Raw genomic sequence first — 19,743 nt, 5'->3', positions numbered from 1 at the left:
TCAACCCCCATGGGGAGTTACAGGCAGGCGTCACAAACTGAGACAGAACTCACAAATCTGACGCAGACCCTAAAAAAGATCATGTTTAGGAGCAAAGATTCCGAAAAGTAAATAGCAGTTCGTCTATTTTTCAGGGGAATGGTCTTATGAAATCGTGGCTTGCTATTGTCTCGTTAGCCTTTGCTATCGGCCTTTCGTTGGAAGCCCATACCGCTCCGTTTGTCGGGGTGAAGTATTGCGAACCCAGTTTGAACGCCTGCCTGAAAAAGAGTAAAGACAAAACCCAATGCGGTCAGGAGTACGAAACCTGCTTAAAGACCACCGGGGGTGTTCTTGAGCGCAGTGACGGAAGCATGACTCAGCGTTATCACCCCGACAATCCACAGTTTAAAAAATGCCAGGCGCAAGGTTTGATTATTGGAACCAAAGCGTTTGATGCCTGTATGAATGGTGCGGGAACTTCGACGGCTTCGACAAGAACTCGCCCTTCCGCGACTCCGACACCAACGATGACAACGGCGAGCACAACTCCCACCGTGGACGACACGACGCCAACGCCGCAAGAAGATCCCAACACACCAGAGTCTCGCGCGTGCCAAGCGGAGTTTGCAGAAGCGTATCAAAAGTGCGAAGCCGAAAGTCAGATCGCAGTTTCAAACTGTGATAGCGAAAATGATTCTGATCTCACGTCTTTCTCAAATTCGACAAATGATTTAGCAATTCGCTTGGGAGCGACAGCCGCCGCAAGTATCACGCAGTCTTGCACAGAAATGGCGAAAGTCAGTCAGGCCGCGAATGCAACAGTGGCGGCTTATCGATCAAGATGTAAAGCAGCTCAGAATTCTTGTTTTGATAGCTGTGCGAAAGTGAACACGTTCATTTCTGAAAGATCTTCGACGTGCTTCCCGCATTTAACATCGCAACAAGTTTCAGAAGCGATGTCGCAGTATCAAAACAATGTTTCTGGAAATAGAACAAAGTGTGAAGCACTCGATACAAAAATTACTGAGGCAGAAAAAGCGATTAAAGAATACGGTAATGCTCTGACCGTTTCAGCGGGATGTCGTGAAGATACTTACGGTGGTCTTGCTGCCAATGCTCCTGAATTTTGTAAAGCCACTCCGTCTTATCCAGGTTGCAGTCGCGCCAATCCCGTTGATTGCTCTGATCCAACAGCGGCGGCTGAAAATCGTGTGTGCATCTGTCAGAAGGATCCAAACGCTCGCACGTGCACTTTAGCTGAACAAAAAGCCGGAGGAGAATCCATAGCTGCAAGCACAGATCCTTCGGGCCGTGCGGCTTCACAAGCTTCCGGCGGTGGCGGAGACATGTTTGGTACTCCTTCGGTCACGCAAGGAAAACTGAACTCAAGTGGACCGGGAACTGTCGCGGAAGGCCGTCAAGGCGGCGAAGCTCTGGGAGGTTCTGCGGGTGGAAGCGGTGGTGGGGGCTCGGCTTCCGGTCGTGGTGTCGCGAATGCCGGAGATGGCAATGATCACGGTGTTCTTGGTGGCTTCTACGGAGGTGGTGGAGGTGGCAGTTACGGTGCCTACGGAAATGGCTCGGGCTCTAATGCTATGGCCAATGCGAATGGCGCCCAACGCGTGGGTGGAAACTCGGCCTCTTCCCAAGAGTTGCAAAAGTTTTTACCTGGCGGCCAAAATGATCGCCGTTATCCCAACGGAGCTAGCGGACCTGATGGTATTACGGGTCCGCACTCAAACATTTGGCTTAAAATTCAGAATCGTTATCAAAACGAAAGCTCAAACCTCATGCCTTAATGCGTCCCTGATTGACTCTCCCGGTGGTTTGTTTGATCGTGATTTCGATGAAGACAACGAACTGAGGGGTTACCGTGTCTGAGTTTTCTTATGTTCACGCCAGAGGTTGGATCGAAGTGGTTGTAGGTTCCATGTTCAGTGGAAAAACCGAAGAATTGATCCGTCGTTTGCGTCGCGCGGAGTTCGCGCGTCAGCAAATTCAAGTTTTTAAACCGATCATCGATAAACGCTACAACGAAATGGCTGTGACGTCTCACGATCTGACTACGATTGATTCTTTACCGATCAACGATGCAGATGAAATCTGGAATCACCTTAAGCCCGGCACCAAAGTGGTAGGTATCGATGAAGGACAATTCTTCTCGCAAAATCTTGTGAAGGTAGCTCAAGACCTTGCGGACCGTGGTCTTCGCGTGATCATCGCAGGCCTTGATACAGACTGGCAGGGAAAACCTTTCGAACCTATGCCGACATTGATGGCGATTGCAGAAAGCGTGACAAAGCAACACGCCGTTTGTGTTGTTTGTGGAAATACGGCAAGTCGCACTCAACGTACTTCTGGTGGAGACGGCCAAGTTCTGGTCGGAACTCACGATGCTTATGAAGCTCGTTGCCGTCAGCATTTTAAACCTGAAGTGGACATGCCGACACTCGATTGGAAATTGAAACGCGAAGCAGATCTTGCTTAGTCTTTTGATGGAAGTGTTTCTTTGAATGAAAGAAACGCTTCTCCTTCTGAAAATCTTCTTCTAAAACGCAATAATTCTCTCTGATGGTGACGAAGTTTTCGACAGAAACAAAGTCTGTCACTTTCTATCTTTTTCCACCTTTCCCTCTGAAAAACTGTTAAAACTAGGTCACTCTTTAGAGGTGATCTATGGTCAAAAAACTCACGATGGCTTTGATGGCGGCGACGATGATGTCGGCGTGTGCAGGACAAAACTCTTCGGAAATTTTTTCGGAAGATTCGCAAAGCGGTGTTGTGGGCGGTGAAAAGGTGAACATGGTTTCTCCAATTGCGCGCTCGACAGTGGGTCTTCTTGATGAGATGACCGGATCGCTTTGCACGGGCACTTTGATTTCTTCGCAGTTGATTCTAACGGCGGCTCATTGTGTGGTTCCGGGCTCTCACGAGCTTTTGGTGTTTTTCACTCAAGATATGAAAGAGATCAATGCCTATAATTCTCGTTATGCGCTCAAAGCTTTGCAACACGAAGACTTCGACAATAGCAAAAAACAAGACAGAGCTGATATCGCGTTAGTTCGAATCACGGGTGACTTGCCTGCGGGTTATGCTCCGGCTCCTCTGTATGGTGACTTTAAAAATCTTCAAGTGGGTACAGAGGCAGTCGTTGCAGGATACGGTTTAAGCTCCGCATGGCTTGGAAATAAAGCCGGCGTTCTTCGCACCACCAATTTGAATGTCAAAGAGGCTCAGTTTGGAAAAACGGAACTGATGATGGCGCAATCAACTCGCAAGGGTGTTTGCCAAGGCGATTCGGGCGGGCCTGCTTACATTCAGAAAGATGGGAAGTTGTATTTGGCAGCCGTTGCCAGTCGCGGAGACGCATTAGATTTAGTGATTACGGCAAAATGTCCTAACAATTCCATTTACTCTCGCGTGGACGCTTATTTGCCGTGGATTAAAAAGACATCTGAATTTTTGATGTCGATTCGTTAAAGAAAAGCCCGGAAGACCCGGGCTTTTTTTATGCTTGCCAACTTTCAAGCGCTTCTCTGGCTAAACCAATTTGTTTTTTCTTGCGAAGCTCTTTGTCTCTTTCTTTTTCCGCAAGGGGAGGAAGAAGGGCAAAGTTGATATTCGTTGGTTGGAAGTGTTCAGCTCTTGTCGGATCTGTGATCGCTTCAAGCAGGGATCCAAAGGCACTTGCGCGCGGAGGCGGCGAGAACGGACGGTCTTGCAATTTCTGATGTAAGAAGCGAGAGACCATCAAACCCGTGCAAGTAGATTCAAAATATCCTTCCACGCCTGTGATTTGTCCTGCGAAGAACAACCAAGGATCATTTTTGCTTGAAAGATCTTTATTCAATCTCTTGGGAGAATTGATAAAAAGATTTCGGTGAATGCTTCCTAGTTTCAAAAACTCAGCGTTCTCAAGACCCGGGATCATACGGAAGACACGCACTTGTTCACCGTAAGCCATGCGTGTTTGAAAGCCCACCATATTGTAAGCCGTGCCTTCTTTGTTGTCTTGGCGAAGTTGCACGACGGCCCAAGGATAACGGCCCGTGCGAGGATCATCCAAACCAATCGGCTTCATCGGACCAAAACGCAATGTCTGAGGTCCGCGATCCACCATCACTTCAATCGGCATGCAGCCTTCAAAGAAATCCGTCTTTTCGAAATCTTTGGGTTCGATCTTGCGTGCGTTTTTAATTTCTTCGATGAAGCGATTGTATTCTTCTTTGTTCATCGGGCAGTTGTAGTAATCACCCGTGCCCTTGTCATAGCGATCGGCCTTCCACGCAATTTCTGTATTGATAGAATCCGCATCAATGATCGGTGCAATGGCATCAAAGAAATACAAAAACTCGTCGCCAAAGTGTTTGCGCATGCTTTCTGCTAAATCGTCGTGAGTCAAAGGACCTGTTGCGATCACAGCCGGACGAGGAATTTCATCCAAAGATTTAACAACGTCGTTACGAACTTCAATGCGCGGATGATTTTTAACTTTCTCTGTCATGACCGCAGAGAAAACCTCGCGGTCCATACCCAAAGCTTGTCCCGCAGGAACTTGCGCTTCAAAAGCAGCCTTAAGGATATGCGAACCCAGTTTTTGCGCTTCCCACTTAAGCTGTCCTGGAGCTGAATGTTCGCCCAAGCTGCCAAAAGAATTTGAACACACCAACTCTGCAAATTTATTTGTCTTATGCGCTGGGGTCATAGTTTTGTCGCGCATTTCGTAAAGGACGACCTGATAACCCATGTCAGCAAGTTGTAAAGCGCATTCCGAGCCCGCGAGCCCCGCGCCAACGACTGTAATTTTTTGATTTTGAGTGAAATTTGTCATCTTTGTGGTAGACCTTTTCTTAATGGATTCCAATCAGAAACCCAAAGGCAAATTATCTATCGGCTCGGAAGTACTACAGAGTCTTTTCGAAAATGGCAAGTCGCCATTGTCCGAGCAGTTTATGCGCTGGAAATTATGGGCAAAATGGGAAGAGGTTGTGGGTCCTACAATTGCCAAAAACGCCGAACCTGTGGGCTTTCAAAGAGGGACCTTGTACGTTTGGGTGCGCAACTCCACCTGGATGCAGCAAATGAGCTTTATGGGGAACCACATTCGCGACACCATCAATCAGAAATTTGAGAGAAACTTTGTAAAATATATCAAGTTCACCTTGGACCGCCGCGAAGTTCCGAACTCAGATCAAAACAGTTTTCGTGAGATGATCCAAAAAATCGCTCCGGAAGGCGACAACGACTAAGAAGACTTCTCCTTTTTTTATTGTAGGTCTTCTAATGCTTTCAACCAGGGAGTTGAAATCTTCTCAAGTTGAACTTGACTCGGCTTCGGAAGGTGGGGTTTCAACTCCATAAGAGCTAAAAGCGCATTCACCTTTTGAGGGAAGTCGAGCTTTGAACCGTCGCCGTTGATATAAAAACGTTCTTTCGAGTTATAAAGCTCTTTATTCATCGCAAAGTAAATTTCTTGAGCGGACCAAAGATAAGCGTCTAGTTTTGTGATCTCCCAGGCTTTTAGGAGGGCGCGGATTCCGTAAATCTGTTCTTCCACTAAGAACTCCGGATTGTTCGAGCGCTCTTTCTCGTTCAAATAATAATGCGCCTGCAACAAAGACTTTTTCGTCATCAGTTGGTTGGAAATAAAATTAGCCAGTGCCACAACCAGCAGTTTCAAATCACGACGTCCTTCAAGAAGTGCATCCAGAGGAGCCTGCCCTTGCGCATCTTTTTCTAACAAAATGGAAGACTTCGTATTTTCAACACCTTCTGTAGCGTTGAGGAAATCCGCGAGGGCTAACAAAAATCTTGCGACATCTTGAGCCTGAACGACATTCGACTTGCGACCATCCTTAATATCTACGATGCCGGCCATGACCGCCGTTTCAGTGCTTGTTGAGTATTGATCGGCCCACAAGACGTTATTGTTTAAAGTGAGTAAAAAAACCGGTGTCGCCTTTTTCGTGATGTCTTGAAGAAGAACCGCCACGTCACCGATGTTTAAAGCAAAGAGCATGTCTTTTGGGAATAAAGAGCGATTTAGAGCTTCCGATTGAATTTCTTCCGTTAATTCCTGAGCTTTGATTTTTCCAAGGATGTGATCAAAGTTGGTCTCTTTCCAGTCGGCGGTCAGGCGAAGCATGTGGCTAAGGCCCTTGATTTGTTCTGCATAAGCAGCGGCAGAGAAGTTCTTTTCGTAAACCATTTTTTCATCTGCATGAAAGGCATCTTGCATACGAATCTTGTCGGGAATGCGGTAGGAAATCAAAGATGCCGTGAGGTTCATTAAGTCCAAAGGCTTCTTTTCATGTTCAACGGGAGACAGCAACGCCGGAATCAACTTATTTTGATCGTCACGATACCCGCCAATACTGATTAATTTATTCACTTGAGAAAGGGCTGACTGCAAGCTCAACGCTTCCGCCGGGGAGCTATGCTCAAGCAAGAGAGTATTGGCCATCATCGAGGTTCCGGCCGTATTCGCTTTCAGATCGGAGAGAGTGCCTACGCCTTGCAAAGACATTTTATTTTTTGCAGAGATATCTACTTTGACATTGGAAACTTCAAAACCAGAAACTTGGCCTTTAAAGGTTGGCAAAACTTTTTGCCCCCACTTAGCCAGAAGCGTTTTGATATAGTCTGCGTAGTTTTTTTGAACAGAAAGAAGCTCACCAGCTTTGCTGACAAGTCCCGCGTCGATCTTATCGGCAAATGTCTGTGGGATCTGTGCGACAAAAGTTTGTGCAAAGGCTTGGATTTGTTCAATCACGTAACCGCGCGTCTTTTCATTCATCTGCGCTTGCAGTTGATCTAAACCGTATTTTTTAATTTTAGGAAGAATGAAGAGTTTCTTGGCAATGCCCTTAAAGATCCCGCCAGAGCAACCATCGCGGCGAAGGCAGTCTAATTCTTTGGCGTCTTGTTTTGTTAAGAAATCATAGAGGTCATCGTTCACGGGTTTAAAATAAAGCGCCTGCTCCTCCGGAGTTAAAATTCTCCAAATATCGACAAGAACAGTAAGGCCCGTTTGAGGTTCGTCACTAATGGCATCAAGGCCCTGCGCGATCTGACGGCCTTGTTTAAGGCTTTTACTTAATTCAGGCGTTAATTCAACTTCAAATTTTTTAATCGCATTTTCGACGAGGTTTAAAGACTGAGTGAGCGTTTTTGTTTTTTCAAGTTCGGCTAAAAGTACGTGCACGTCCTTAAAAAGAGGTGCTGTCTGTGCGATCAATTCATCATGAACTCCCTTAGAAATCATTTGTGGCAAGTCCATGTTATTTAAATTATCTAGCACAATGCTTGTGAAGATTTCGGCATGATGAAGCACACTCGCAAGGCTTTCGGGCTTTTGAGGCCATAAATAGCTTTTTCCCAAAGCTAAAATACTCTCTCTTAAAACTTTGCGGGATCTTTCAAGTTCCGTTGAAACTTCATTCAAAGTTTTTTGTACTTCTTCCTGCGTTTGTGCTGCGGCAAGAGCCGCAAAAGGACTTTGTGCTAAATCCACATAGTTGGTGGTTTGGGGCTGCTGATAGAAATTTTTAACCCACTGAAGGCCTTTGTTTGTTAAAGCCTCATTGTGTGTGAGTTTCCCAAGAGCTACAAGATTTTCAGCTTGTTGAAAATAAACAGCCGTCGGAACAGAAGCCTGCCAGGAAAGTTGAGCAGGGGAAGAATCAAAAGCTTTTAAACCTGATGTTACATCGGCATCTGCAGAGCGTGGGCCAAACGACGTTGTCGGTGCATCGAAACGACGTTCTTCGACCTTAGGTGCGCAGGCACTTACCAGAACTGTCGTTGATAATAAAATTTTGATGTACCTTTTCACTCTTCAACCCCTCTAGAAGAACATCATCAAATTAAGTTCTTGAACCAATTGTCTTTCCACGTTTATTCCTGCAATGACGTCAGACACTTCCACTGAAACAATCATCGGAATCAAAGCGGTCTTTTTAAAATACGACTTCACAGAACTATAAGACACTTCGGCTTTCACCCGTTGCGCTTTCATATCCGTATTGAGCGCTAAAAGATCATAGCGGGAATTTTTTGAACCGCTAAAGTGATCTTCATCCTTCGTGGCGTATTCGTAACCGCCGCCGAAAGTCCAACTGTCATTAAGTTCATAAAACAAATTTCCACCCAAGGTCGTTGTGTTGCCGAGTTGTCTTTTCACGTCTTCCTTTGAGTTGGCATCAGGAAGTGTGTCATCTTCATTTGTCGGAACACGGGCCGTGATCTGATCGGGGATATTTAGAATATAAGAGAGGTAAGGGACAACTGAAATTCGTGAGGTCAACTGTTTCGAATATGCAATGGTGTTGTTCACATTTGTTCGACCAAAAATATTTAACGCCGCGAGGTCGTCTGGATCATATTGAGGTCCCGTCGGAATACTCAACTGTGCTTGGTAAATAATCGCTTGAGATTTGTCTTCATAAAATTTGTATACGCTTGCGACTTGCACGTCGCCCAAAAAAGATTCACTGCGGTTGGTGAGAGCCTTGTAACCTTTTTGTTGCAAGGTTTGATTCGTGGCTTGTCCTAGATTTGTATTTAACGCTTCATCGAGTTCAGGGCTGAGACCTGAAAACTGCGCGCGATAATATTCGATATTTGAAAATTGCTGAGACAAAGAAATTTTATTTTCATAACTGACGATCGGAAGTCCTACTCCCAGAGTCCATTTTGAAGTCACGCCACGGGCGAAGACCGGCGCGAAATATTTTACTTTCGGCATCGTCTCAACACGCAAAACTCCCAGGTTGAAATTATCTCCTAGGCTGTGCGAGCCAAAACGGTTCAAAGCTTCAATGAGTTTTTTGGCGTCTTGATTGAACTTTGCTAGGTGAGGAGCGTCGAAGATGACAGATTTATAATCTCCGAGATTCATCAGAGTTCCGTTTTCAGTGTACTTCTGATCAATCCCATCAATCATACCGAAACGGAAAGACGGACTGTTAATTCCCTCGGGAAGAACGTTTGTCGACGTCAAGGCGTGGGCGCAAAATGAACCCAACAATCCCAAAATTGTTACGAGAACAGCGGACCGTTTCACCTAAAACCTCTTCAAATCTGTTTCTAACGTCTCCAAAAACGAAATTGAAAGTTATCAGGAAAATGTGAGCTAAATTTGTGCCAGTCATTTTGCACCCAAGCGAGCAAAAACACTGAGTGTTTACTCTAGAGAAAGCTTCTCCATTTCAGGCACGATCCAATCTAAATAATGTTGAATGTTGACGTACTCACCGCGGTAATTACAGATATCGGGAGCGTCTCCGTTAGCGTCGGGGATAAAACGGGTCTTTGAAACCACGCCGACAAGGTAAGTGCTGACACCGATATCCAGCATGGCCGGGCCGCCAGAGTCTCCTTGGCAAACACCTTTACCTGCTGTTTGGTCGACGTAAAAGGTTTGATCATCGAGTTTAAAATTTACAACATTCAAATCCACAGTGCGAAGAGTTCCACCATCGGCAGCAACATCTTTTCTTCCGGATGTGCGACCAAAGCCAGCGGCTTTGATCGTGGTAAGATTCAACGGATTTTCTTTTGTCGGAAGAGCTAAAATTTCCACTTGCTCTGGAAGAGCTAACTCCAAATGCAGAAGAGCAAGATCTGAAGTTTTATCTTTGGCGTAGTCAGGGTGGGGGACGACTTTTATAACTTTAAAATATTCCGTTTTCCCGTCTACGGTTGGAAGTTCGATGCGATTGATATCTGCGACTTCGGAAAGACAATGGGCGGCTGTCAGTACAATTCGCGGAGCAATCGCAGCAGCCGTGCATTGAAACGCTTTCCATGTGATTTCAATGGCATTCTCTGTTGTAACTTCGTGTCTATCATAAAGAACTTTAAAATTGAGAACTTTTTGCGTGATAGGATCGGCATAGGGAACTTCGCGGCCTCCAACGATAGAGTCCGATTTATCTGCCGAAAGAACCATATTTCGGGAATTGGAACCTTCACAAGCGCTTAACAATAAGAGGGCAAGGACAAGCAAATTTCTCATGCGAAGCTTGCCTGCAAAATCGCAACTAAGCCAAGAGCTTTTATCTTGGAAGTGAACTGTCAAAAAGTTTGATAGTGCCCATTCTTGGCGGCTCAAGAACGCCCTTCTTCACCACGTATTGGAAGTCTGCCGCAAAGCAAGTGGCTTGAAGAGTTAATAACAAAGTGATGACGACGACTGTTGTTTGCATGATCTTTTCCATGAATTCAACAGTAAAGAAGCGTTAGAGCTTTCACTACTCACGTTTTTCTCTCTTCAAGACCATGTGCAAGAATCTTACGAAAACAAAATCTGCGGGACTCGGAAAAGGGATTTTGGGCCAGCTTTTTTATCTTAAATAGAAACCAAAGTTACACCAGCCTTTGCCACTATAGCAAAGCTCTGTTGCGATGTAACCGGGAACAATGCCCTCGTTTCCGGAGTTAACAGAGATATTGAATTGATCGGAAGAATTGTAGTTGTCATTTGCAGTTTGTCCCGCACATCCGGCTGTGCGACTTGTGTGGCGAAGGGTTCCCGCACATCGAGTGGAATTGTAGTTCCATTGTCCCAAGCCGTTATCAATGAAGGGTGATCCAGTGTAGGCGGGTGCAATCAGCATCGCGTCTGTGGAATTCACTAAAGAAGAAAAAGATTCGACGTTAATCGAAGCAAGGCCGCCTCCTGAAAACTCGGCATGGCGATGAATATTGGAAGGATTCACAGGCGTCGTGAGGAATGTGGCTGCCATTCCTGTGGCACTTGTGTTTCCGTAATTCCAAGCCACGAGTGTCCATCCTCCTCCATCAACAACCATTTCGCAGAAAACGCGGAAAGGAGGATTTCCAGTTCCAGCACCGTCAGGATCAATCACATAAGTGCCGCTTCCGTAGTTGTAGCCAAGATCGCGATACTCTTTACAGCTTTTTGGAATTGTCGAAGGCATCGAAGCTTCTTTAATCCAAAGTTCTACTTCAGGGACACTCACTCCCGAACCCGCAACAGCGTCTGCAGCGGGATATCCTCCAGGAGTTCCCCAAGGAGCTGTTAAGCCGATCGCATAATAGTAGTTTCCAATATTAACGGAGCCGTCAAGATAGCTCTTGTTGCCGTTCACAGGGCCGTGTGTGCCGTTACCTAACTCAAGACCACCCCAAGCATTGGTGGTGGAAGAAATGTTTATTCCTAAATAATTAGTGACGTTCACATCATCGTTGGGATCGGTGGCTTGCACCCAAATATTTTTTTGTGCCGGAACGCTTGGCCAGTCGATGCGAAAGACATAGCGATCATAAGTTTTGAAATCTTTGATTTTATTCAAAATTGAATATTTGGTTGAGGAAGGAGTTCCCTCATTGAAAGACTGTGCCTCGGTCACAGTGGCAAAATATCCTGCGGAGATGTTGTGACGAAAGATTCTTGTCCAGCCTCCACCATCGTTGGTCATATCACAGTAAACTTGATAAGGGGCATTTCCGCCCGGCCCATCGGAATCAATTTGATAGTATCCGGAGGTGCTAATACCACCGAGATTTTTTAACTCAAGACAACTCGCATAATACGGATACTCGCGCACATACATCCATCCGTTACCGGCGCCATTGCCTGTAGCATCACCCCATTGCTTCAAACTTCCATACCAATAAGCACCGTTGTAATATCCACCGACGCTTGTTTCAGCGCCACCGTAAAGAAAGCCGCTCCAACAAGCTGCAAACCAGAAAGGAGAATTGTTAAAATAGCCAGCGCAATTGTAACTGGCATGCGTGTCGTTGTCCCTATCCATTGTTGTTAGTGCATAACCGTTGTGAAGAGCCATGAGACCTGGAGCTTGGCTCCCTACTGTTTGATTTAAGTTTTTAAGACTTAATGTGTACGACCAAAGTGGATCCAGATTCTGCACACTCATACGCGCTTCTTGCTGAGTGCCAGCGCCATTGTCACTGCTCCATTGATACATGAGTTCCATATAGCGTTTGTTTCGACCAATTTTATTCCAATTGTTCAATCCCAGAAAGTAATTGAAAGCCTCTTTGTTGGAGCTGATCATTGAGCAGTTACCGCTATAGTCGCTCGTGCTGCTATTGGCTGTTGAACAACGAGGCACCGAAGTGACAGTTTGGTCGTAAGTCAAACCCGATGCAGGTTTATTAGTTCCATTGCGCGTGTTCGACCACACCAGCGTCCATCCGCCACCTTGTGTAGTCATATCACAATAAGTTTTAATAGGAGCTGCTCCGCCAGCGCCGTCGGGGTCAATATCATACACGTTATTACCGAGGTAATCGCCGCTGTTAGTTTTGATTTCATAACAGGATTGGCAAGTATCGTATGTCACCGGAGAGGGTTTGTTCGATATGAACGTGGAGTAGGCCGTCGATGTTTTTGTTGGAAGGAAAAAATTCTTTGTACCATTGGAGTTTGAAAACGTCCGACATGTGCCATGACCTTGCACGGAGACCTTTGAGCTCGCACCCAAATGGTAACCTTCAGTCAAAGTGTTAATCGCCCACGAAGGGATACTAAATAAAAGAAAGAAGCCGACGACGTTCCAGGTCATGAATTCTTATCGGCATCTTGTTAAGTCGTCCGAAGAATTTTAAAATAATCTGAGGAATATTTAATGCTGTCTCATCGCGAGACAGCAGATGCTACTGTTCCTCTTTTTCAATCGAGGTGCGCAGAAGATTCTTGATATTGTTTTTACGAGTCGCTCCGCCTAGCACGGACTTTAACTGGTTGTGCAGGGAAGGATCGTTGATAAGGGCACCCAGAGTGCCTTGGCCTTTGTCGATTTTTGTGAGAATCGCATCAAGCCTGTCGATGGATTTTGCAAACTTCTCTCCGCCGCCGTGACTTGAAGCTTCGGACATGAATTTTTGCGCGTCTTTACTTGTTTGCGTTAAATGTGTCGTCGCTGTTTCAAGATTTCCCATGATACGGCCCAGACGATTTTCAGAGTTGATCGTATGAGTGATCTTTTGAAGCTCCGTGATGATATCGAAAATTTTATTAGCTTCATTCCCGCGCTCGGAAATAATTCCAAAAAGATCGGTGGCTTTCGCTACATCAAGCACATCGCCTTCCTTCACAACCGCACCACGAGGGTCTCCGGGAATGATAAAGACAAATTTATCGCCCAAAGCACCTTGCGTGCGAATCTCTACCTGAGAACCCTGACGAATACGGCCGATGTAATTTTCGTTGATTCGCATTTTTACGTCGAGTGAATTGATCTCTGGTAAGAAAGTGATTTCTTCAACGTTACCGACTGTCACACCGGACAAGGAAACAACACTTCCTGCAGAAAGACCTTGCACTTGTTCAAAGTGAGCGTGCACTCGCACATAAGATGTGAAAAGGGCTTTGTCGGCTCCCAAGAAAAAGATCGAACTTAAGATCACAACAATTCCGATGGCAAGAAAGATTCCGACTTTGAGTTGTGTGCTTGTGTGTGATTCCATTAGGCACTTTCTCCGTTGATAAACTGGCTCATGGCTCCGGCAGGTTCCTGCTTGAGCTTTTCAATTGTGTATTGTTCACCGATACGACCGTTTAAAAGCAAAGCGACTTTGTCACAAACGGCATATACAGTGGGCATATCGTGAGTGACAAGAATAGAGGTCACTCCCTTGGATTTTAAACTTAGAATAGATTCTTGGATGCGTTTCGTATTGTAAGGATCAAGGCCCGCCGTCGGTTCATCATACAAAACGACTTCAGGATGCATCATCATCGCGCGAGCAAGTCCCACACGCTTTTGCATACCGCCAGATAGATTTCCGGGAAGAAGTTTTTCAGAACCTTCAAGGCCGAACTCTTGAAGCTGTTCTAGAATCTTTGTGGTGATTTCGTTTTCACTCAGTTTGAAATGTTCACGCAAGGGATAGGCGAGGTTTTCAAATACCGTCATGGAGTCAAACAACGCGCCACCCTGAAAGGCGTACGCCACTTTTTTTCGTATTTCGATAAGTTCATTTTCACCCATCGGAGCGACATCAACGCCGTTAATAAGAATCTGCCCGCGATCCGGTTTTTCAAGACCGACAAGACTGCGCAAAAGAACGCTCTTTCCGGTTCCTGATCCTCCGATCAAACCTAAGCATTCGCCTTTTCTCACATAGAAACTCACGCCTTGGTGAACTTTTTTATTCCCAAAGGATTTGTGAAAATCAATAACTTCAATGACGCCTTCTCTTTTTTCACTCATATCATTTTCTCGAAGATCCAAAAGAGTTTAGATAAAAAGAAATCTCCCACCACAATCAAAATAGAAGAGACCACGACGGCTTTAGTTGTTGCAATACCGACTTCTTTGGTTCCGTTTTTCACGGTCAAGCCAAAATAACAAGACGGAACGGCGATAAAGAGAGCAAAAAAGAAAGTCTTACCAAAACCGGAAAGATAATCTTGAATGCTTGAAGTCGTCATAACTTTCAAAAGATAAAAATTAGGATCGAGATTCAACTCAACTGCGCCAACAATCAAACCACCGGCATTACCCACGATGTTGGCCATCGAAACAAGAATCGGCAGAGTGACAAGAGCCGCAAGAACTCTTGGAATCACGATTTTTTTAATCGGCGAGGTTCCCAAAGCTCGGATTGCATCGATTTGTTGGGTTACAACCATACTGCCGATTTCACTGGCGATACCAGCTCCCACGCGAGCGGCTAGCATCAAGCTTGTAAAGACCGGTCCCATTTCACGCAAGATCGTGACCGCCAAAAGTTTTGGAACGTAGAGTTTTCCACCGAATTTTTCCAGCCCCAAACCGAATTGCAAAGACATCACCATTCCGATACTCACAGCGGTGATAACGATCAAAGGCATGGATCTTAAACCGATTTGATAAATCTGCTCGGCCACCAGTTTCCAATAAAACTTTCCGCGGAAAAGTTCTTTGCAAACGTCTCTGAATAAAAGACCAACGCCTCCGATGAATCGCAGGATTTCGATCATGAATTCAGTAAAGGGCAGGCCGATATTATTCATTAAGGTGCCTTGAAGTTCTGTTTAAAGTTTTCAAAGTATTTTTGTTCTGAAGAAAACTGTTTTTCAACTCCACCGTAGCTGAGTGTATAGCTGCAGCCGTTCTTTTTAAAAACCATCAACGCGATTTGCACCGGGACGCCGTCAATTTTTCCTTGGGAAATACTTTCGCGAGCGGCGCGTCCGTTAAAGGAAACTTCTTCGCTCTTTAGAATATGCAAATCAGAAAGGGCTCCTAGAGAATCCGTTTCAAGTTGTTGCAGTGTCGGCTCGCTGTTGCTGCCGCATTCGGAAAGATAGGAAATCGTATTGCCTGTTTTTTCGCTGATCCAGGCTTTATCGGAATTTCCTCCGCTCATTTCTTTGAACGGTGAACCGGGTGCAGAATAGTCGACATCCTTAGCGGACGTGACTTTGCCGCCGGGGAGTTGTACCGACACGCAACTTCCAAGAAGTAAACTCATGATGCAAACAATGAAGTGGTTTCTCATAGCACCTATCTATCGGAATCTTCTGAGGGAAAATTCAGTCTTGATCCAGCAAAACAGGACCAAGGTCCCTGTCATGAGTTTGTCGGCCCCGCCAGAAATTCTATGAAACTTTTTGCCCATCTTGAACTTATTTGCCAATGGACCTTGGAAAGACCTGGCACCGTATGTGCAACAGCACAAAGAAGGGAAAAGAAGGGGTTCAAGGAGTGAACACTTTGCGATTATTAGTTGTGGCAGGATGCCTATTCTTTGGTCTAGCTTCAGCGCAAGCTGGCAAGGTCAATGGCGTGATCAATTTCCAAGGTGATACAGTTCACATGGAATTGATGGGTCAGCAGAATTGGGACTATGACGTCAAACGCCTTGAAAACAAAGGTCAAACTGTCGTGCAAATGACAGTACCTGCTTTGGACGACTCTACGATTCAATCTCTTTCTACATTTAAAAGTGACTTTGTTAAAGGCGTGACTGTCGATCAAAAAGGTCCAGATGGTAAGCACGTCATTCAATTCACGCTTTCTGGTGATGATATCGATACGTTTGATTATCTGACAGATCAACCGTCACGTTTGATCATGGATTTCTATTTAAATCCAAATGCTAAAGTCAAAAAAGCAGCAAAGCCTGTAGCGAAAAAAGAAGAAACTCTGCCAACAGAGCTTCCTGCTAAAGGCGCTAAACCAGTAGCAAAAGCTAAAACTGAAAAAGCAGCTAAGAATAGAAAACCTGCAACAGCAGATACCTTGGCCATTGCCGGTCAAGGCGTTGCGGTTGCACAAAATGATGAATCCGTTAAGTCCGGTATCTTTGATGGTGGCGATCCAGATTACAGTCGTTTTTCTGTGAAGGATTACGAAATCAAAGAAGAGGCGATGATTCGTGCCAAGGATAACTATTATATCCCGTTTCCAATGCTTGAGACTCCGGTGGGTTATTGGGAAAAAATGAAGGTGACTCCGACTTTTTATCAAGTGTCGCCAAAATCCACGGAAGAAAACAAACAAGCACGTCTTCTTTTGACTCTTTTTGAAAAGAAAAGATATGCGGTTTATTTGAAAACCCAAGAGTGGTTTAAAGACAAATATCCACAATCAGAATACAACGAAGTCATTGATTATATGACGGCCGATGTGCATTTGGCTTTGTGGGAAGAAAGCAACCGTCCTAAAGATTACGACGAAGCGATTCAAAGATATAAAGAAGCCATCGCAAAATATCCGCAATCTCCTTTGGCGGAAAGAACGTCGTTGAAAATCGGCTATCTTGCTTTGGACAAAGGTGATTATTTAAGTGCGCTTCGCTTGTTCAAAGAACATATCGATAACAAAAACTTTACGGATAAAAATTCTCTTTCAAAAGATCTAGCTCGCTTGGGCACAGGTCTTGCGTTCATGAAACTGAATAAGTGGAAAGATGCCGTTGCTCAGTTTGATGATGTCGAGAAAAATTCTTCCAATCGCGATTTGAAAGTGGAAGCCGCTTTCCGCCGTGGTGACGTGTGGGTGCGTGCAAAAGATTACACAAAAGCCGTTGAAGATTATAAAAACGCTCTAAAGAAATATCCAGAAGGTCAGAACTACTATCCAAATGCTTACTACAACCAAGCAGAGTCTTTGTTCTGGATGAAGAACTACAACCAAAGCTTGGATGCTTATCGTGAATTCGTAAAAAAATTCCCAAGCAGTGATCACGCCGCTTTTGCGATGACTCGCATGGGTGAACTTTTAGAAATCTTCGGCGTGGATAAGTCCCGCGTGATGGGTGCGTACTTGGAAACTTATTTCCGTTACGGAGAAAGCCCAAGTGCCGTCATTGCCCGCTTGCGTTTGCTCAGTGCCCGCATGAAGGGCATGAAACAAAAAGAAGTGAACAATGCCGTGGAAGAAATCATGTCTTTGGCTAAAAAAATTGATCTTCCTAATATCGAGCAGTTCTCAACGGTGATGGTGGCCGATGGTTACACTCGTCGAGAAGAAAACCAAAAGGCGATTGATCTTTTGTCGAAGTACTACAAAGAACATCCGACATCTGTGGACGTGCCTTTGATCACGAACCGTATCGTTGCGAACATCAACGACAAACTTCAGTCGGAAATTGATCACGGCGATTTTATCACGGCTCTGAAAACTCATATTCAGTATGCGGATAGCTGGCTTAAAAATTCAAAGCGTTTGGATACGAAGTACAATGTCGGTCGCGCTTTTGAAATGGGTGGCGTGCCTGTTGAGGCCGAGAAATATTATAAAGATGTTTTGAATCGCGTTTACGCCATTCGCGGAACTCCCGAAGCCAAAGAGATTCAAGTAAAGGAAGAAATTCCGTCTGAAGACGAACTGAATCTTCGTTTGGCGGCCGTGTTCGCACAAGAGCACAAATACAATCAAGCTTATGAGTTTTTGAAAAATATCAAAACGCCAGAAAAACTCAAAGAAGACGCACAAATTGAACGCGTTAACATCGCCGTTCGCTTGCTTGAAAAGCGCGGAGATAACGAGTCGGCGATTCGGTATTTGGGCGAGCTTCTTCGCACCTGGAAAGGTCAACCTGAATTGGTTGCCGAACCTTATTTGAAACTCGCTGAACTGCAATTGAAACAAGGTCGTTCTCCGGAAGCTCTTCAAGCCCTGGAAATGGTGGATAAGCTTGAAAAAGACTCTGACAAAGTCGCTCCTTCAGTTCATGCCAAAGCATTGGAAATGATGGGCGATATTCATTTGGAAAAGAGCCAGCAAGAACAAGCAATTGCTTCTTACGACAAGCTTCTTGAACAGTATGAAGAAAGCCGTCCTCTTTCTTCCATTCGTTATAAGTTAGGACAGATTTATTTCAAGCGGGGCGAAATTCAAAAGGCCGCAGAAGTTTGGAATGAATTTAAAGGTGAAAAAAGTGCGTTCTGGAAAAACTTAGCGCAAGAGCAGCTTAAGAATTCCGAATGGCGCGATGGTTATAAGAAATATATCAAAAGAATTCCAGCGATGTCTGAGAACGAGCAAGGCAAATAGGAGTTTTGATGTCGTACTTTGATTTTGATGCTTTACACATTGAAGACAGAAGAATGCATGAAGTAAAGCAGCTCAGTTTGCAGTTGGCCGCGACCCAAGCAAGTTTATTGATTGTGGGTGAAGCGGGTGTGGGTAAAACGAGTTTGGCCCGTTACACATACACGAAAAGCCGTTCACCGCGTCTTTATTGTCTTGATTGCAAAAATGCCGGTGGTTTTGATTTTTCCAAAGTCGACGGCGGTACTTTGTTGATTGAAGATTTAGATTGCGCGAGTCCTGCTTTGCAAAACGATTTGATGAAACTTGTGGAAAGAACCGATGGTTCCCGTCCCAGATTTATTTCAACATCTCGCCGCGATTTACGTGCGTTGGTGAAACAAGAACAATTCCGTCAGGATTTATTTTATAAATTGGCGGTGGTTCACCTTGAAATTCCGCGCCTGGAAGATCGCACGACGGATTTTCAAAATATCGTGAATTTTATTCTGGAAGTTGCGCAGATCATGCACGGAAAAAGCGGCCTTCGTTTGACGGCGGAAGCTTTTGACCGTTTGAACTCTTGGAACTGGCCTGGCAACATCCGCGAGCTTGAAAACGTGCTGGAAAGAGCCGTGGTTCTTGCAAAATCTTCACTCATTGGGCCCGAATCCATTCAATTTGAGGCTGTCGTTGAAGATATGGCTTTGGATTTTGCTCCTGGAATGTCCCTTTCTGAGGTCGAGAAGCGTCTTATTATACAGACCTTGGAGCTGACGGCACAGAACCGGACGCGCGCAGCACAGATGTTAGGCATTAGTATTAGAACATTGAGAAATAAACTCAACGAATACAAGGAGGAAGGTGTTTTATGAGTAGTGGACTCTTCGATAAAACAACCAACGCTCTCGCCACGTCATTGTCGATGAGACAGCTTCGTCACAATGTTACGTCGTCGAATATCGCGAATGCAGAGACTCCGGGTTATCACGCGAAGAAGATGGATTTTGAAGGAGCTTTGCAAAGAGCTCTGGATTTGGATGGCGGTAATGCCCTAAGCACAAGCGATTCACAACACTTCGGTGTCGGAGGAGTTTCCGTTAGTAAAACTCGCCCCGATATCTATGACGATCCAGAAGGTGCTGTGAACAACGACGGCAACACCGTTGACGTGGAAAAAGAAATGTCCGCTTTGTCAGAAAACGCGATCATGTACAAAGCAGCACTTCAATTGATTAATAAAAAAATGGCGGCACTCAAATACGCTGCGACTGAGGGCCGATAGGCACAGTGTGGAGGGGCG

At 45.2% G+C, this 19,743-nt stretch carries 17 protein-coding genes; 7 read left to right on the top strand and 10 right to left on the bottom strand.

Annotated features, from left to right (window positions below; translation table 11 throughout):
• The first annotated feature begins 146 nt into the window (after positions 1-146).
• From AAAA78_RS16080 to AAAA78_RS16070, 3 genes are all read left to right on the top strand, one after another.
• Positions 147-1,781, top strand: a complete 1,635-nt coding sequence (locus tag AAAA78_RS16080) for a hypothetical protein (RefSeq protein WP_340593102.1) — start codon at positions 147-149, stop codon at positions 1,779-1,781.
• A gap of 74 nt (positions 1,782-1,855) precedes the next feature.
• Positions 1,856-2,470, top strand: a complete 615-nt coding sequence (locus tag AAAA78_RS16075) for a thymidine kinase (RefSeq protein ID WP_340593101.1) — start codon at positions 1,856-1,858, stop codon at positions 2,468-2,470.
• Positions 2,471-2,658: 188 nt separating this feature from the next.
• Entirely contained in the window at positions 2,659-3,462 is an 804-nt protein-coding gene (locus tag AAAA78_RS16070) for a S1 family peptidase (RefSeq protein ID WP_340593100.1), read from the top strand.
• Positions 3,463-3,490: 28 nt separating this feature from the next.
• On the opposite strand, the gene trmFO is transcribed toward AAAA78_RS16070, so the two are convergent.
• Entirely contained in the window at positions 3,491-4,813 is a 1,323-nt protein-coding gene (gene trmFO / locus AAAA78_RS16065) for a methylenetetrahydrofolate--tRNA-(uracil(54)-C(5))-methyltransferase (FADH(2)-oxidizing) TrmFO (RefSeq protein ID WP_340593099.1), read from the bottom strand.
• 22 nt (positions 4,814-4,835) lie between these two features.
• On the opposite strand from trmFO, the gene AAAA78_RS16060 reads away from it, so the two are divergent.
• Entirely contained in the window at positions 4,836-5,231 is a 396-nt protein-coding gene (locus AAAA78_RS16060) for a DUF721 domain-containing protein (RefSeq protein ID WP_340593097.1), read from the top strand.
• A 17-nt stretch (positions 5,232-5,248) separates the two neighbouring features.
• Here the strand turns inward: AAAA78_RS16060 and AAAA78_RS16055 are convergent, their stop codons facing one another.
• From AAAA78_RS16055 to AAAA78_RS16015, 9 genes are all read right to left on the bottom strand, one after another.
• Positions 5,249-7,816 (bottom strand): hypothetical protein, encoded by a 2,568-nt coding sequence (locus AAAA78_RS16055; protein ID WP_340593096.1) that lies wholly within the window; start codon positions 7,814-7,816, stop codon positions 5,249-5,251.
• Positions 7,817-7,828: 12 nt separating this feature from the next.
• Positions 7,829-9,046, bottom strand: coding sequence for a hypothetical protein (locus AAAA78_RS16050; protein WP_340593095.1), 1,218 nt, complete (start codon positions 9,044-9,046; stop codon positions 7,829-7,831).
• 120 nt (positions 9,047-9,166) lie between these two features.
• Complete coding sequence (locus AAAA78_RS16045; RefSeq protein WP_340593093.1) at positions 9,167-10,000, bottom strand: S1 family peptidase; 834 nt, start codon at positions 9,998-10,000, stop codon at positions 9,167-9,169.
• A 40-nt stretch (positions 10,001-10,040) separates the two neighbouring features.
• Positions 10,041-10,202, bottom strand: a complete 162-nt coding sequence (locus AAAA78_RS16040) for a hypothetical protein (RefSeq protein ID WP_340593092.1) — start codon at positions 10,200-10,202, stop codon at positions 10,041-10,043.
• Between the two features lie 126 nt (positions 10,203-10,328).
• Positions 10,329-12,539 (bottom strand): fibrinogen-like YCDxxxxGGGW domain-containing protein, encoded by a 2,211-nt coding sequence (locus AAAA78_RS16035; RefSeq protein ID WP_340593091.1) that lies wholly within the window; start codon positions 12,537-12,539, stop codon positions 10,329-10,331.
• Between the two features lie 91 nt (positions 12,540-12,630).
• Positions 12,631-13,443 (bottom strand): MlaD family protein, encoded by an 813-nt coding sequence (locus AAAA78_RS16030; RefSeq protein ID WP_340593090.1) that lies wholly within the window; start codon positions 13,441-13,443, stop codon positions 12,631-12,633.
• On the bottom strand, positions 13,443-14,189 hold the full coding sequence (locus AAAA78_RS16025; protein ID WP_340593089.1) for an ABC transporter ATP-binding protein: 747 nt from the start codon (positions 14,187-14,189) through the stop codon (positions 13,443-13,445). The genes AAAA78_RS16030 and AAAA78_RS16025 overlap by 1 nt, the downstream gene beginning before the upstream one ends.
• The gene (locus AAAA78_RS16020; RefSeq protein WP_340593088.1) at positions 14,186-14,941 is read right to left on the bottom strand and encodes an MlaE family ABC transporter permease; all 756 of its coding nucleotides are present in this window, start codon (positions 14,939-14,941) and stop codon (positions 14,186-14,188) included. Before AAAA78_RS16020 ends, AAAA78_RS16025 begins: the two co-directional genes overlap by 4 nt.
• A gap of 32 nt (positions 14,942-14,973) precedes the next feature.
• Positions 14,974-15,435: a hypothetical protein gene (locus AAAA78_RS16015; RefSeq protein WP_340593086.1), complete on the bottom strand. Its 462-nt coding sequence runs from the start codon at positions 15,433-15,435 to the stop codon at positions 14,974-14,976.
• Positions 15,436-15,668: 233 nt separating this feature from the next.
• Here AAAA78_RS16015 and AAAA78_RS16010 point away from each other — a divergent pair, with 233 nt between their 5' ends.
• The 3 genes from AAAA78_RS16010 to flgB are packed head-to-tail and all read left to right on the top strand — an operon-like array spanning position 15,669 to position 19,725.
• Positions 15,669-18,464, top strand: a complete 2,796-nt coding sequence (locus AAAA78_RS16010) for a tetratricopeptide repeat protein (protein WP_340593084.1) — start codon at positions 15,669-15,671, stop codon at positions 18,462-18,464.
• An 8-nt stretch (positions 18,465-18,472) separates the two neighbouring features.
• Positions 18,473-19,315 (top strand): sigma 54-interacting transcriptional regulator, encoded by an 843-nt coding sequence (locus AAAA78_RS16005; RefSeq protein ID WP_340593082.1) that lies wholly within the window; start codon positions 18,473-18,475, stop codon positions 19,313-19,315.
• Positions 19,312-19,725: a flagellar basal body rod protein FlgB gene (gene flgB, locus AAAA78_RS16000; RefSeq protein WP_340593080.1), complete on the top strand. Its 414-nt coding sequence runs from the start codon at positions 19,312-19,314 to the stop codon at positions 19,723-19,725. The genes AAAA78_RS16005 and flgB overlap by 4 nt, the downstream gene beginning before the upstream one ends.
• Positions 19,726-19,743: the final 18 nt, after the last annotated feature.

Source organism: Bdellovibrio sp. BCCA (assembly GCF_037996825.1).
Classification (GTDB): domain Bacteria; phylum Bdellovibrionota; class Bdellovibrionia; order Bdellovibrionales; family Bdellovibrionaceae; genus Bdellovibrio.
Note: the sequence above shows the minus strand (reverse complement) of the source record. Positions and strands in the feature narration are given on the sequence as shown.

Excerpts from the sequence above, each read along its gene's own strand:
- AAAA78_RS16070 (WP_340593100.1), top strand. The coding sequence starts at position 2,659 with ATGGTCAAAAAACTCACGATGGCTTTGATGGCGGCGACGATGATGTCG.
- AAAA78_RS16040 (WP_340593092.1), bottom strand. The coding sequence starts at position 10,202 with ATGGAAAAGATCATGCAAACAACAGTCGTCGTCATCACTTTGTTATTA.
- AAAA78_RS16015 (WP_340593086.1), bottom strand. The coding sequence starts at position 15,435 with ATGAGTTTACTTCTTGGAAGTTGCGTGTCGGTACAACTCCCCGGCGGC.
- flgB (WP_340593080.1), top strand. The coding sequence starts at position 19,312 with ATGAGTAGTGGACTCTTCGATAAAACAACCAACGCTCTCGCCACGTCA.
- AAAA78_RS16025 (WP_340593089.1), bottom strand. The coding sequence starts at position 14,189 with ATGAGTGAAAAAAGAGAAGGCGTCATTGAAGTTATTGATTTTCACAAA.
- AAAA78_RS16020 (WP_340593088.1), bottom strand. The coding sequence starts at position 14,941 with ATGATCGAAATCCTGCGATTCATCGGAGGCGTTGGTCTTTTATTCAGA.
- AAAA78_RS16005 (WP_340593082.1), top strand. The coding sequence starts at position 18,473 with ATGTCGTACTTTGATTTTGATGCTTTACACATTGAAGACAGAAGAATG.
- AAAA78_RS16080 (WP_340593102.1), top strand. The coding sequence starts at position 147 with ATGAAATCGTGGCTTGCTATTGTCTCGTTAGCCTTTGCTATCGGCCTT.
- AAAA78_RS16035 (WP_340593091.1), bottom strand. The coding sequence starts at position 12,539 with ATGACCTGGAACGTCGTCGGCTTCTTTCTTTTATTTAGTATCCCTTCG.
- AAAA78_RS16060 (WP_340593097.1), top strand. The coding sequence starts at position 4,836 with ATGGATTCCAATCAGAAACCCAAAGGCAAATTATCTATCGGCTCGGAA.
- AAAA78_RS16030 (WP_340593090.1), bottom strand. The coding sequence starts at position 13,443 with ATGGAATCACACACAAGCACACAACTCAAAGTCGGAATCTTTCTTGCC.
- AAAA78_RS16045 (WP_340593093.1), bottom strand. The coding sequence starts at position 10,000 with ATGAGAAATTTGCTTGTCCTTGCCCTCTTATTGTTAAGCGCTTGTGAA.
- trmFO (WP_340593099.1), bottom strand. The coding sequence starts at position 4,813 with ATGACAAATTTCACTCAAAATCAAAAAATTACAGTCGTTGGCGCGGGG.